Below are 13716 nucleotides of genomic sequence, written 5' to 3'. Positions count from 1 at the left end.
GTAACGGATCCGTTCGCTGGCAGTCAATGGCAGACTTGCGGCACGAGCGCTGGCTACTAGGCCAGCCCCTGCTCTTTCAGGCGTCTGTACAGGGTTCGTTCGCTAATCCCCATGTGCCTGGCCAACTCACTGCGGGTACCTTTGAAAGTAGCCAGTGCCTGTGCCAGCGAGCTGCCGTCGAACGCAGTTGAAGCAGAGGCCCGAGCCGATGCCCGTGGCAAATGGACGGAGCGGATCACACCATCGTCAGCGAACAGACTGGCTCTCTCCAGAACATTGCGCAGTTCACGAATATTTCCGGGCCAGTGATACCGCTGTAATTGCGTCAGCGCCTCGGCTTCCATTGTCAGCGGGCGCTTGCCGGTAGCGGCACGCTGCAGGAATGAATTGACCAGCAACCCAATGTCTTCAACCCGGTCGCGCAAGGGGGGTAAATGAATTGGAAAGGCGCTGATGCGGTAGTACAGGTCCTGCCTGAACTCACCTTCCACCATCATTTTTTCCAATGGCTTGTGGGTCGCAGCAATTAACCTGAAGTTAGCGTGAAGCGTCTCGACACTCCCTACACGGCGATAGGTACCCGATTCAATCAGGCGCAACAGCTTCACCTGCATTGCCAGGGGTACATCGCCAATCTCATCGAGAAACAACGTGCCGCCCTGGGCCGTTTCGACCAAGCCAGGCTTGCGCGTGGTGGCACCGGTGAATGCTCCTTTTTCATGGCCGAACAGTTCGCTCTCAAATAACGTTTCGGTCAATCCAGAGCAATCGACGACGACAAAGGGCCCAGTGGCCCGCTCGCTGGTTTCATGTACGGCGCGGGCGAACAGCTCTTTGCCCGTGCCGGACTCGCCTAGCAGCAGCACCGGCAGCATTGAAGGTGCCACCCGCTGCAACTCCGACAGGGCACGATTAAAGGCGGGTGAACGGCCGACCAACCCTTCGTTGCTGGGTCGTGCTGATGCACTGCGGACCAGGGTGAGACGCTCCACATAGGCAGTAATAACACCCTGCTCGTCCAGAATCGGGCGCAATTCGACGTCGACATGCTCAGGACCGCGAGGCGTGTGGTGAATGTGCAAAACACGATCCGGTCCGCGCATCTCCTGCGCCTTTTTCATCGGGCAGTTCTCACCCGCCTGATCACACGGAACGTCGTAATGGTGTGAGATTTGATAACACTTATGGCCGATAAAGGGTTTGTCAGCGCTGCCAAACTGCCGTTGATAGGCGGTGTTGGCAGCCAGGATGTTGTAGTCCGGATCGAGCACGATCATCGGCTGGGGTTCGTGCTCAAGAAACGAGACAAGTGCCTGCACTTGATCCGAGTGCGGGAGCGAATGGCTGGGGATGGGCAGGACAGTCTTCATCGTGGCTCCTGAGTATCCTAGCATCCTGCAATGGCACTGCCACCTCTGTCAACACAGACTGCCAATGGCAGTAAATCCAGGTAAATGTAGAAAGGATCAAGCCGCTTTAAAAAATTAAACACAATAAAATCATATAGATAAGCTCATATCTCTCTACAGCTCCGGCCTGGCAGACTTATTGCTATGTCAGTCCTTAGTGTGAGCGGCTTGGTGAAAGCCCCCTAAGGAGACAGTCATGAGCGTAAAACTTCACGTGGAAGGATTCTTCGATTCCGCGACCAATACCGTCAGCTATCTTGTGCTGGATGAGGGTACCCACCACTGCGCTTTAATCGACAGCGTACTTGATTACGACCCTAAGTCCGGCCACACCGCCACAACGTCTGCCGACAAGTTGATTGCGAGGGTGAACGAACTCAATGCAAGGGTCGACTGGATACTCGAGACCCACGTCCACGCAGACCACCTCACGGCAGCGCCCTACCTGAAGGAAAAGCTTGGTGGAAAAATAGGCATCGGCAGCCACATTTCGACGGTGCAGGAAGTGTTCGGCAAGCTGTTCAACACCGCTGGCGATATGGCTCGCGACGGAAGTCAGTTCGATCACCTGTTCGTCAATGACGAGCCGTTTGCCATTGGCTCGCTGCAATGCCATGCGCTCCATACCCCCGGCCATACACCCGCCTGTATGACTTATGTAATCAGCGATGGCACCGAAACGGCGGCATTCGTCGGCGACACCTTGTTTATGCCTGACTACGGTACTGCACGCTGTGACTTTCCCGGTGGCAATGCGCGCACGCTGTTCCAGTCAATCAACAAGGTGCTGAGCCTGCCGGCCAATACGTTGCTCTACATGTGCCACGACTATCAGCCGGGTGGCCGCGAGGTGCAATTCGTCAGTACCGTGGCCGACCAGCGCGCCCACAACGTTCACGTGCGTAACGGCATCAGTGAGGAAGCGTTTGTGGCGATGCGCACAAAGCGCGATGCATCGATGGAAATGCCGACGCTGATCCTGCCATCCGTTCAGGTCAACATGCGAGCCGGGCATTTGCCTGAGCCTGAAGCGAACGGGACGCGCTACCTGAAAATCCCGCTCAACGTCGCCTGACGTTGCCTTCCCCAAACTACACATAAGAAAAACCCCATAACGGAGTCACTTATGGACATTCGCCACCTTGCGCCCGGACTGTCGGTATCCGAACAGATTTTTCCCAACCAATTGGCTGAACTGAAAGAGGCCGGTTTTCGCGCCATCGTCTGCAACCGTCCCGATGGCGAAGGCAGTGATCAACCCTTGTTTGCCGAAATCGAACGAGTCGCCCAAGCGCTCGGCATCGAGGCGCACTACCTTCCCGCCGAATCAGGCAAAGTCACCGACGAGCAAGGTATTGCCTTCGGCAAGCTCCTTGAAACACTGCCAAAACCGGCGTTGGCCTATTGCCGTTCCGGCATGCGCTCGACAACGATGTGGGCACTTTCACAAGCAGGTAAACAATCCCTGCCACACATCATCGAGACGGCCAAGAAAGCCGGGTTCGATATGAAAGGTGTCATTCGCCGGATTGCCAATCAGGGCCGCACGCCGGTCGAAGTGGCTGAGGCGCAGCATGCCGTGGTCATCATCGGGGGCGGTGCGGCAGGTATCGCCACTGCATCCAGTTTATTGGCGCGAGATCCCGGGCTCGACGTTGCCATCATCGACCCGGCCGATGTGCACTACTACCAGCCTGGCTGGACTCTAGTCGGCTGTGGAGTCTTCGATGCGTCCCAAACTGCCCGCACGATGGGTACGACCATCCCCCGCGGTGTGCATTGGATCAAGTCGGCGGTCGCCGCTTTCGAACCCGAAAGAAATGCCGTCATTCTTGATGGATGCAGAGTCGTCAAATACGAGCAACTGATCGTGTGCCCTGGCCTGAAGCTCAATTGGCATGCAATCGAAGGTTTGTCGGACACTCTGGGCCGCAACGGTGTGACGTCAAATTACCTGTATCACCTTGCGCCATATACGTGGGAACGGGTGCAGCAACTGCGTGAAGGCCGGGCGATTTTCACGCAACCCCCGATGCCGATCAAATGTGCCGGGGCGCCGCAAAAAGCGATGTACCTGTCTGCCGATCATTGGAAGCGTACCGGTGTCCTGGACAACGTCGAAATCGAGTTTTGCAGCGCTGGCGCGGTGCTGTTCGGAGTGCCCGACTATGTGCCAGCTCTGATGGAATACGTCACCGCCTATGGTATCGACCTGAATTTCAGCAACACACTCACCAGCGTGAACGGACCTGCACGGACTGCAACGTTCAACTGCGTTAATCCGGATGGTAGCTCCCGTCTTGTAAAGCGCGACTTTGATCTCCTTCATGTGGTGCCACCGCAGATTGCGCCAGATTTCGTCCGGGTCAGCCCTCTCGCTGACGCGGCTGGCTGGATCGATGTCGACCCTGCCACTTTGCGCCATAAAACCTGGGTAAATATTCACGCACTGGGAGACGCCACCAACTCCGGCAATGCCAAAACTGCGGCAGCAGCACGCAAGCAAGCGCCCGTCGTTGCTCATAATGTGTTGGCTGCAATGGGTAAAGCGAAAGGCAGCGCCCATTACGACGGTTACGGCTCCTGCCCGTTGACGGTTGAACGCGGCAAGATCGTACTGGCTGAATTCACCTATGGCGGCAAAGTCGCCCCCAGCTTTCCATCCTGGCTGATTGACGGTACCCGGCCATCGAGGCTGGCATGGCTGCTCAAAGAGCGGATTCTTCCCCCGCTGTATTGGAAGGCAATGCTCAAGGGCCACGAGTGGATGGCGAAACCCGAGATGGCAGACCTGTGAAACCAGGCCTCAAAGAAAGGAACCTGAGATGATCCTCGTCTTACTGCTCGGGCTTACTGTCGGGGTTATTCTGGCCCTGACCGGCGCCGGAGGAGGAATACTGGCTGTTCCATTGCTGGTGTTTGGAGTGGGGTTGAGCATGGCCGAGGCAGGGCCAATTGGTTTATTGGCTGTCGGACTGGCCGCGACCCTGGGCGCCGTAATGGGACTTAAAAACGGCACCGTCCGCTATAAAGCTGCGCTTCTAATTGCAGGAGCGGGGATCGTGTGTTCTCCACTTGGCCTTTGGCTGGCGCAGCGCACGCCTAACCGTCCGTTGACGATCATCTTTGCCTTTGTGCTGATGTACGTTGCATTGCGGGTCTATCAACGATCGCTACCTTCCTCCACGGAGTCGAAGCCCCCCGTCACATCCAAACCGCCGCCTTGCCTATTGGACGTGAACCGAGGAAAGCTTAACTGGACGGGTCCGTGTGCATGGGCACTCACCGTCTCTGGCGTTGTCGCGGGCGGGCTTTCCGGCTTGCTCGGCGTGGGCGGTGGCTTTGTGATGGTGCCGGCGCTCCAGCGATACACCAATCTGACAGCGCAGTCGGTACTGGCAACGTCTCTTGCCGTCATTGCGCTGGTTTCGATTTCCGGCGTTGCGGCAAGCTCCGCAGCCGGGCACTTGCAGTGGGCAGTGGCCATTCCGTTTTCCACTGGGGCATTGGTCGGAATGCTCGGCGGGCGTCTCATCGCGGCACGGCTGGCGGGTCCACACTTACAAAGAGGCTTCGCCGCGGTTTCCATGGTGGTGGCGGTGGCCTTGCTGGTGAAAGCTATTTAGTTACATTTTTGCTACGGAGAAGCTTCATGAATGTCGACTGGCTCAACTTCACGCCCTGGTCATCCCTTGCCGGAGGCGCATTGATTGGCCTGGCGGCCAGCCTATTCGTCATCGCCAATGGGCGTATCGCAGGTATCAGCGGCCTGATCGGCAGTCTTCTACAGCGAGGGAGTGAGGGGGTGAGTGAGAAAGCACTTTTTCTCTTGGGCCTGCTTATCGCGCCGCTTCTATGGGCCTTGTTTGCCACGCTGCCACAGATTGAGTTCAAAAGTGGCTGGGTCGGACTGATCGCCGCCGGTGTACTGGTAGGCATCGGTACACGATACGGATCAGGCTGCACCAGTGGTCATGGGGTATGCGGCATATCGCGCCTTTCGCCGCGATCGATGGTTGCCACTGCGTGTTTCATGTTCAGTGGTTTCGTCACGGTGTTTATCTTGCGTCATCTGCTGGGGGGTTGAACATGACCAAACTGACTGCGTTCATTGCTGGCCTGCTGTTCGGCTTGGGCCTGCTTCTGGCAGGCATGGCCAACCCCGGCAAAGTACTCGCTTTCCTGGATCTAGCCGGTGCCTGGGACCCTTCCCTGGCGTTGGTCATGGTCGGGGCAATTGCTGTGGCCATTGGCCCGTTAACCTGGGCGCGACGCCAATCCAGTTCGCTGCTGGGAAGGCCGATGCAGCTACCGATCAAACGTGAGTTGGACCCGCGCCTGATTGGCGGGAGTCTGTTGTTCGGCGTCGGCTGGGGAATAGCGGGCATCTGTCCGGGCCCCGCAGTGGCAATTCTGCTGACAGGACGCTGGCAAGCGATCGTATTCATGTTGTCCATGCTGGCCGGCATGGTGTTGTTTACTGCGCTGGAGAGCCGGCGCAGCCATTGATCGGGCGAACGCCATGAACGCGAACGTTGCTGGCATGCAACCGAACCAGCCTTTCGCTGATGACATTTGGCTTTGTGATTGGGTCGACGCTGGCGCTTCAATCCAGCAGGCGCTTTAGCGCAGCGACGCCAACAGGCGGCTCCGCGGTCCAGGGCACCACGATGACAGCATGGTTGGTTTGTTCGGCTACCCGCGTCATCTGCTTGCGCTCGCTATCCAGGCGCGCTCGCAGCAGCGGATCATTTGTGTCTGTGGCGAGCAGAGACTTATTGACCACCCAGGCAAACGGTTCGATGTTGGCCCTGCGCAAGTCATCCTGCAGCCCTGCCGCCTGAGACACCGGCGTGGCTTCGGGCAGTGTTACCAAGATGATTTTGGTGTAGACCGCATCTTGCAGTCGCATCAATGGCGTGACGATGTGGTCCGAGGCCTTGCCTTTGAATTCCCGAACCATCTGGCGGTGATAGGCGCCTGTGGCATCCATCAGTAGCAGCGAGTGACCCGTGGGGGCGGTGTCCAGCACCACGAACGAGGTTCTGGCTTGAGAAACCACGCGGGAGAAAGCATGGAAGACCGCCACCTCTTCGGTGCAGGGCGAACGCAGATCCTCAATGAGCAAGGCTATTTCATCTTCCGTCAGGGTCGAAGAGCGGGAAGCTACGATCTTGTCCACGTATTTTTGGGTCTCGACCTTAGGGTCGATGCGGCCGACGCTGAGCCCTTGCACATCGGCATTAAGGGTCACAGCCAGATGCGCCGCAGGATCCGTCGTGCTCAGATGCACGGATTTGCCGTGCTGGACCAGACCCAGCGCGATGGCTGCAGCAATGGTGGTTTTGCCAACACCACCTTTGCCCATGACCATGATCAACCCGCGCTCATCATTCGCAAGCTCGGCAACCAGTTCCGAGAGCTTGGGATGTTCGAGGCGTGAGGGCTCGTGGGGTGCAGTGCTTGCTGGCCGAACAAGATCCGGGGCAAGCAGCCCGCGTAGCGCGGGCAAGCCAACGCAATCCACGGCTTTGAGCGGGATGTAGTCGGCTGCAAGCTGGCGCAGCGAAGCTGGCATCTCGTCGAGTGCCTGCTGGCCATTCGCTTCGATGGCCGCGGCGATCGGATCATTCAAGTCGCTGCGCTTGAACACAGCGTTCACGACCAGACGTTGGTTTTCCAGACCCAACTCACGAAGCTCGTCGGAGGATCGCGCAGCCTCGCCGAGCGCGCCTCTTTCAGGGCGAGCCACTAGCACGATAGTGGTCAGGGATGGATTGTTGAGCGCAGCCAAAGCCTGATTGAAAAGCTGCTCCTGCATTTTCAAGCCCGAGTGGGGCCCCAGGCATGACGCACCACGATCATTGCCTTTCAGAAATCCGCTCCAGGCTTTGGGCAGGCTCAACAGCCTGAGCGTGTGTCCCGTGGGAGCGGTATCGAACACGACGTGGTCATAGGCCGCGCCGCCTTGCGACAAGAGGTAAGAGAATTCATCGAAGGTTGCGATTTCGGTCGTGCATGCCCCCGAGAGTTGCTCGCGCACAAGAGCAATGTCTTGATCGCTTGCCTCAGAGCCCATTTGTTCGACCACTCTGGCTCGGTAATCGATGGCGGCGGTCGCAGGGTCGATGTTGAGTATGAACATTCCAGGAACGTCCGGCACTGCTACAGGCTGATTGCTCAGTCTTACGCCGAGCATCTCATCAAGATTCGAAGCCGCGTCTGTGCTTACGAGAAGCACCTTCTTGCCTGCATCAGCCAATGCGATTGACACCGCTGTGGAGACCGACGTTTTGCCAACTCCGCCCTTGCCAGTGAAGAACATGTATTGGGTGGGTTGATCGAGCAGTTTGATGGTGGACTGCATGGCACGCTAGCCTCGCGAGGAGCACAACTGAGGCTCAGAGTTTAGACCGATGTTCGGCACCTCCCCCTTTATCTTATGAATCAAGCTGAAAATTTTAGCCATCGATTGGCCGCGCACCGCTTTGATCAAACAGGCGACTGACTGATGGCTCTGATCCCGGATCAAAGGTCATGGGTTGTCACGAAGTGAAAAGGCGTTGTCGTCAAATGAAATGTTTGCCGCTTCCCCGTCTATAAGCTGCTCCACAGATCTGCGCGGTCAGCCCTGCCTTTGAGCGGTACACCCGGTTGGCCCGCAGCCCTATAACTGTCGGGTGCCCGTCTTGGGTACCTTGCCGGAGTGGCACAATGAACAAGAAGAATAAAGATCTCTCCCAGCAAGCCGCGATGCATACGTTGAGCTTGAACCCGGTGGTCGGTCCTCGCGGGCGCGACCTGCTCGGCACTGCCCGCATGGTCCTGCGACAAGTGTTGAAGCAGCCCGTGCATAGCGCTCGGCATATGGCTGCATTCGGCCTTGAGCTGAAAAATGTCCTGCTCGACCGCTCGCCGCTCAAGCCAGCGGCGGGAGACAAGCGTTTCGACGAGCAGACCTGGCAGCGCAACCCGCTCTACCGTCGCTACATGAAGACGTATCTGGCCTGGTGCCAGGAGATGAACGACTGGATCAGTACCAGCAGCCTCAGCGAACAGGACGCTCATCGTGGTCAGTTCGTCATCGGCCTGCTGACCGATGCGATGGCGCCGACCAACACCCTCGCCAACCCGGTAGCGCTCAAGCGTTTCTTTGAAACCGGCGGCAAGAGCATCCTCGATGGCTTCTCACAGCTGACCCGGGACCTGATCGAAAACGGCGGCATGCCCAGCCAGGTGGACAAGACGGCGTTCGAGGTGGGCCACAATCTGGGCATCACCGAAGGTGCGGTGGTGTTTCGCAATGAAGTGCTGGAGTTGATCCAGTACAAGCCCCGTACCGAGCAGGTGCAAGCGCGTCCGTTGCTGGTGGTGCCGCCACAGATCAACAAGTTCTACCTGTTTGACCTGACGCCGGAGAAGAGCCTGATCCGTTTTCTCCTCGACAGCGGTATCCAGACCTTTGCCATCAGTTGGCGCAATCCCGGCAAGGCCCAGCGTGAATGGGGATTGTCCACTTACGTAGATGCCCTGAAGGAGGCGGTCGACGCGATTGTGTCGATAACCGGCAGTACCGACCTGAATACCTTCGGAGCCTGTTCCGGAGGCTGTACCCTGTCCTCGCTGTTGGGAAACTACGCCGCCCTGGACGAGAACAAGGTCAATGCCTTTACCCTGGCGGTCAGCATGCTGGACATACGCCCCGACACCCAGGTCGGGATGTTCGCCGACGAGAAGACCCTGACGGCGGCCAAGCGCCGTTCGTATCAGGCGGGCGTGCTGGAGGGCCGCGAGCTGGCGAAGGTCTTCGCCTGGATGCGTCCCAATGACTTGATCTGGAGTTACTGGATCAACAACTACCTGCTGGGCAACGAGCCGCCAGCATTCGATGTCCTCTACTGGAACAACGACACCACCAACCTGCCCGCCGCGCTGCACGGCGAATTCATCGACATGTACCAGACCAATCCGTTCGCCCGCGCCGGCGCCATGGAAGTTGGCGGCACACCGATAGACCTTGGTCAGGTCACCAGTGACTTCTACTGCATCGCAGGCCTGACCGACCACATCACCCCGTGGGAGGCCTGCTACCGCTCCATGCATCTGTTTGGCGGCCAGGGCGAGTTCGTGGTGTCCAGCAGCGGACATATCCAGAGCATCCTCAACCCGCCGGGCAACCCCAAGGCGCGCTTCATGACCGGCAGCAACCTGCCAGTCGAGGCTCAGGCGTGGATGGACGCTGCCAGCCAACACTCAGGCTCCTGGTGGCCACACTGGCTGGCCTGGCTGCAGGCACGCTCCGGCGATAGTAAAAAGCCCCCCCGGAAACTGGGCAACAGGGCATATCCCGCGGCTGAGGCTGCGCCGGGTACCTACGTGCACATGCGCTGAGTCGTTTGGGCCGGCCATGGAAGATGGCCGGTCCAGGCTTGCTCAGGCGTTTTGGTAACGCAACGCATCCACCAACAAAGCAAACGCAGGGGACGCCTGACGCCGACTCGGGTAGTAGAGGTGAAAACCGGAAAACCATGGCGACCAGTCTTCCAGCACTTGAATCAGGCGCCCGGCTTGCAGGTGTGGCGCGACCACGTCATGGGGAATGTAGCTCAAGCCGAAACCATCCAGTGCCGCTTCCAACAGCTGATAGACGCCGTTGTAGGTCACCTGGCCTGTCACTCGGACCTTGAGACGTTCGTCATCCTTGGCGAACTCCCAGGCATACAGCCCGCCGTTCGTGGGCAACCGCAGGTTATTGCACAGGTGATCGGTGAGTGCCCGAGGCGTCATGGGTAATTCACGGTTGGCAAAGTCCGAAGTGGGGCCCTACCCGTCTGATCAGGCGATCACCGGCCTCGGTAGGCGAAACGCTGCGCGTCGTTCGCGTCAACAAACGCAAGCCAAGCCGCGCTTCCAGGCCCCGAATCGTGTGGCTCAGCGCTGATTGAGAGACCCCGAGCCTGGCAGCGGCCTTGGTGAAGCTCCGGTCCTTGGCGACGGCGAGGAAGGCAAGCAGATCACTGGCGTTTTCCCTGAGCATTGATGAGGCCCCAACATAAGTATTTTCATACTATATCGCCTGATCATACTAATGAGGTCTTGATAGATTGGCTCGCTTCAGATGCCACTGCCCCTTGGGTGGGTATCGACAAATTTATTGTCGTGCCACCCAGGACCTTTCAGACTCAAACGCCGACAAGGTGGGTCAATATCTCCAGAAAACCGGCGTGACAAGTACCAACACCGTCAGGATTTCCAGCCTTCCCAGTAGCATTCCAACGGTCAGTAGCCATTTGGCGGCATCCGGTAATGATGAGAAATTACCTGCCGGCCCAATGATCGTGCCAAGCCCAGGCCCGACGTTACACACCGCAGTGGCGGCGCCGCTCAATGCCGTTGTCCAATCAAGTCCAATGAGCGCCAGGCCCAAGGCGATGGCGGCGATGGTGATGGTGAAGAAAAACGAGAAGGTCAAAAGCGAACGCAGGATTTCCTCGTCGATGGGATGACCGTTGTATTTCTTCTGGATCACGGCTCGAGGATGGATCAACTGCTTCAAACTACTGACCAGCAGGGCGCCAGCCACCTGAAAACGGAAGATCTTGAGACCGCCTGCCGTTGAGCCTGAACATCCACCGACAAAGGTCAGATAGAAAAACAGCAAGACCGCGAAGCTGCCCCATAACGTGTAGTCGCCCACCGCAATGCCGGTGGTCGTGACGACCGAGGTCACGTTGACTGCCACGATACGAAACGCATCCCACCATCCGTAATCGCTGTGAAAACAAAGCCAGGTACCCACAGCCAGCGATGTGACGAGCAAGAACCCAATGAACCCGCGTACCTGGTGATCCTTGATCAGGGCACGGCGATTGCCCCGCAATGTCGCAACGTACAAGGTGAATGGCAGGCTGCCCAGAATCATGATCGCCACTGCCACCCAGTGAATCGCTGGCTGCGTCCAGTGCCCAAGCGAGGCGTCCGACGTGGAGAATCCTCCGGTGGAGATCAACGACATGGCGTGGTTGACCGCTTCAAATGGCGTCATTCCAGCGAGCCAAAGCGCCACAGCGCCGATGCCGGTAAGGCCCAGGTAGAGCAGAAGAATGTACTTGGCGGCGACATGGGAACGCGGTGTCACTTTCTCCGACCAATCCGAGGACTCTGTCTGGAACAGGCGCATGCCGCCTACTCGCAACAGTGGAAGGATCGCCACCGCCATGCCGATAAAACCGATGCCTCCCAACCAATGCAGCATGGAGCGCCATATCAGCAAGCCGGGAGACGAGGTATCAAGACCTGTGAGTACGGTCGAGCCAGTGGTCGTGATGCCCGACATCGTTTCAAAGAATGCGTCGGTGTAGCTGATATCGCTGATGAACACCATCGGCAATGCTGCGAAGGTGCACACAACTACCCAGCTTGCCGTCGTCAGCAGGTACATATCCCTGGGACGAAGCTGGCCAGTCTCCGGACGCCCCCGCACGATCAACAGGAGGCCACAGACGAAAGTAATCAAACTCGACCAGAGAAATGCCGACAGATCGTCACTACGCTCATAGGCCACCAGTGTGATCATGGGAAAAGCCATGCTGACGGCCAGCGTGATCAGGAAAATGCCCAGGATGAAGCCGATAAGCCGAATTGCTGCGAGGGACATGACAGTAGCGTTCCAGATTTGCACCGCGCAGTATCGGATGCCCAACCTGAAAGCCGCGTAAATTTTGCGTAAAACTTCTACAAACAACCAGCCGGGCTGCGTGCGTCAAAGGGCAACTTGGGGTCGCAATGACGCACTCCGTCAGAATGGGCTCGCTGTGGGCCGAACGATCAGCTCGCTTACATCCACATCGGCAGGTTGTTCAACGGCATAGGCGATTGCCCTTGCTATGGCGTCGGCCGAGATCGCGATCTTGCGAAACTCTTTCATCTCGGCGCGCCCCCCCTCATCAGAGATACTCTCGGCCAGCTCGGACTCCGTAACGCCTGGAGCGATCACGGTAACCCGAATATCGCCTCCAACCTCTTGCCGAAGACCTTCTGAAATGGCCCGGACGGCGTACTTGGTGGCGCAGTAAACGGCTGCAGTCGGACTCACTGCATAGGCACCAATAGAGGCAATATTGATGATCTGCCCGGCCCGTTGACGCTGCATCAGCGGCAGCGTGGCAGCGATACCGTGCAGAACGCCGCGAATGTTCACGTCAATCATGCGGTCCCACTCGTCTACCTTGAGTGCCTCGAGTTTGGATAGAGGCATCACACCAGCGTTATTCACCAGCACATCGACCCGATCGAAGCGGGTAACGGCGAAATCGATGAAGTCCTGGACATCCTTTCTGTCCGTGACGTCCAGAACCCGGAATTCAGCCCTGCCACCGGCGGCGTTGATATCGCCAGCAAGCCTTTCAAGCCGGTCGGTACGACGAGCGCCGAGCACGACTTTCGCCCCTTGGCTAGCCAGCAGTCGCGCGGTAGCCTCACCGATACCGCTGCTGGCGCCGGTGATTGCGATGACTTTGTCCTTGATGTTCAACATGATCGGTTTCCTCTTCTGTTTGCCCGGGGAGCGGGCCTGCAAACAAGGTTAGGGACGGGCAACAAGTTGCCGTTAGTCGAATACTGCTTAACCTTTGCCCAATTCTGCAGCGAGGCCTTTGCACCAGGGCTTATCTCACCCGTTCATAGGGCATCTGTTCGCGCGCAGCCTTCAGGGCTCTCGCCCACCAGTTCAGCTGGACCAGCATTCGAGCCATTGGAAGCCTGGCCTGATCAGGCTGACGTATTGCCCCTGCCCCATCGATCAGTGCCCAAGGATCAGGGAAAGACACGACGTTGCAGATGGGTACCGCGTGCTGTCCGGCCAGTACCTGGCGCAGCTGACTGATCGCGCACAGTCCGCCCGACGCGCCGCCGTAGCCGATGAATGCAACCGGCCTTGCTTGCCAGCGAAGCGAAACCTGGTCAATGAAAGCTTTCAGCTCGCAGTGATAAACATTGCTCTGTTCAGATGTAATGATCAGGAATGCATCAGCTTCGGCCAAATGGCGAAGGCTTTCCTGTCGTTGTATAACCGCCGCATTGCCAGGCCTGACCAGGAGGCTGGCGGGTTCTACTAACCAAGGCTCGAACTCGGCTCGTTGCGCTAAAACATCCGTCACCCATTTCATCAGCACAGGCCGGAATCCTTCTTCATCCTCACCACTGTGAATCAGGACCAGTTTCATCTCGCTGTTCATCTCATCCTCCAGACTTGGCATCCAAGTGGTGGCACGTCATTTGCTGAAATTCACCTGCACCGTTCAGCCTC

At 57.9% G+C, this 13716-nt stretch carries 11 protein-coding genes and 1 pseudogene; 6 read left to right on the top strand and 6 right to left on the bottom strand.

Annotation, left to right across the window (positions count from 1 at the left end):
• Positions 1 to 56: 56 nt before the first annotated feature.
• Positions 57 to 1370, bottom strand: a complete 1314-nt coding sequence (locus BKX96_RS03280; RefSeq protein WP_077182686.1) for a sigma-54 interaction domain-containing protein — start codon at positions 1368 to 1370, stop codon at positions 57 to 59.
• Positions 1371 to 1605: 235 nt separating this feature from the next.
• Here BKX96_RS03280 and BKX96_RS03275 point away from each other — a divergent pair, with 235 nt between their 5' ends.
• Genes BKX96_RS03275 through BKX96_RS03255 form a run of 5 tightly spaced genes read left to right on the top strand, consistent with a single transcriptional unit; the run spans position 1606 to position 5918 of the window.
• Positions 1606 to 2484: an MBL fold metallo-hydrolase gene (locus BKX96_RS03275; RefSeq protein WP_077182685.1), complete on the top strand. Its 879-nt coding sequence runs from the start codon at positions 1606 to 1608 to the stop codon at positions 2482 to 2484.
• A gap of 51 nt (positions 2485 to 2535) precedes the next feature.
• A complete protein-coding gene (locus tag BKX96_RS03270) occupies positions 2536 to 4206 on the top strand; it encodes a bifunctional protein tyrosine phosphatase family protein/NAD(P)/FAD-dependent oxidoreductase (protein WP_077182684.1) in 1671 nt (556 codons plus the stop codon).
• Between the two features lie 28 nt (positions 4207 to 4234).
• Positions 4235 to 5035, top strand: coding sequence for a sulfite exporter TauE/SafE family protein (locus BKX96_RS03265; RefSeq protein ID WP_077182683.1), 801 nt, complete (start codon positions 4235 to 4237; stop codon positions 5033 to 5035).
• 26 nt (positions 5036 to 5061) lie between these two features.
• On the top strand, positions 5062 to 5496 hold the full coding sequence (locus BKX96_RS03260) for a YeeE/YedE family protein (protein WP_077182682.1): 435 nt from the start codon (positions 5062 to 5064) through the stop codon (positions 5494 to 5496).
• A gap of 2 nt (positions 5497 to 5498) precedes the next feature.
• On the top strand, positions 5499 to 5918 hold the full coding sequence (locus tag BKX96_RS03255) for a DUF6691 family protein (RefSeq protein ID WP_046815228.1): 420 nt from the start codon (positions 5499 to 5501) through the stop codon (positions 5916 to 5918).
• Between the two features lie 97 nt (positions 5919 to 6015).
• Here the strand turns inward: BKX96_RS03255 and arsA are convergent, their stop codons facing one another.
• Positions 6016 to 7776: an arsenical pump-driving ATPase gene (gene arsA / locus BKX96_RS03250; protein WP_077182681.1), complete on the bottom strand. Its 1761-nt coding sequence runs from the start codon at positions 7774 to 7776 to the stop codon at positions 6016 to 6018.
• Between the two features lie 347 nt (positions 7777 to 8123).
• On the opposite strand from arsA, the gene phaC reads away from it, so the two are divergent.
• Positions 8124 to 9800, top strand: coding sequence for a class II poly(R)-hydroxyalkanoic acid synthase (gene phaC / locus BKX96_RS03245; protein ID WP_077182680.1), 1677 nt, complete (start codon positions 8124 to 8126; stop codon positions 9798 to 9800).
• Between the two features lie 42 nt (positions 9801 to 9842).
• On the opposite strand, the pseudogene BKX96_RS03240 reads toward phaC, so the two are convergent.
• The 4 genes and pseudogenes from BKX96_RS03240 to BKX96_RS03225 form a co-directional block, all read right to left on the bottom strand.
• Positions 9843 to 10446, bottom strand: a pseudogene (locus tag BKX96_RS03240) (LysR family transcriptional regulator).
• Positions 10447 to 10611: 165 nt separating this feature from the next.
• Positions 10612 to 12066: a TrkH family potassium uptake protein gene (locus BKX96_RS03235; RefSeq protein WP_077182679.1), complete on the bottom strand. Its 1455-nt coding sequence runs from the start codon at positions 12064 to 12066 to the stop codon at positions 10612 to 10614.
• A gap of 141 nt (positions 12067 to 12207) precedes the next feature.
• The gene (locus tag BKX96_RS03230; RefSeq protein ID WP_046815224.1) at positions 12208 to 12945 is read right to left on the bottom strand and encodes an SDR family oxidoreductase; all 738 of its coding nucleotides are present in this window, start codon (positions 12943 to 12945) and stop codon (positions 12208 to 12210) included.
• Positions 12946 to 13075: 130 nt separating this feature from the next.
• Positions 13076 to 13645 (bottom strand): NADPH-dependent FMN reductase, encoded by a 570-nt coding sequence (locus BKX96_RS03225; RefSeq protein ID WP_077182678.1) that lies wholly within the window; start codon positions 13643 to 13645, stop codon positions 13076 to 13078.
• Positions 13646 to 13716 lie beyond the last annotated feature (71 nt).

The organism is Pseudomonas putida (assembly GCF_001976065.1).
Taxonomy (GTDB): domain Bacteria; phylum Pseudomonadota; class Gammaproteobacteria; order Pseudomonadales; family Pseudomonadaceae; genus Aquipseudomonas; species Aquipseudomonas serbica.
Note: the sequence above shows the minus strand (reverse complement) of the source record. Positions and strands in the feature narration are given on the sequence as shown.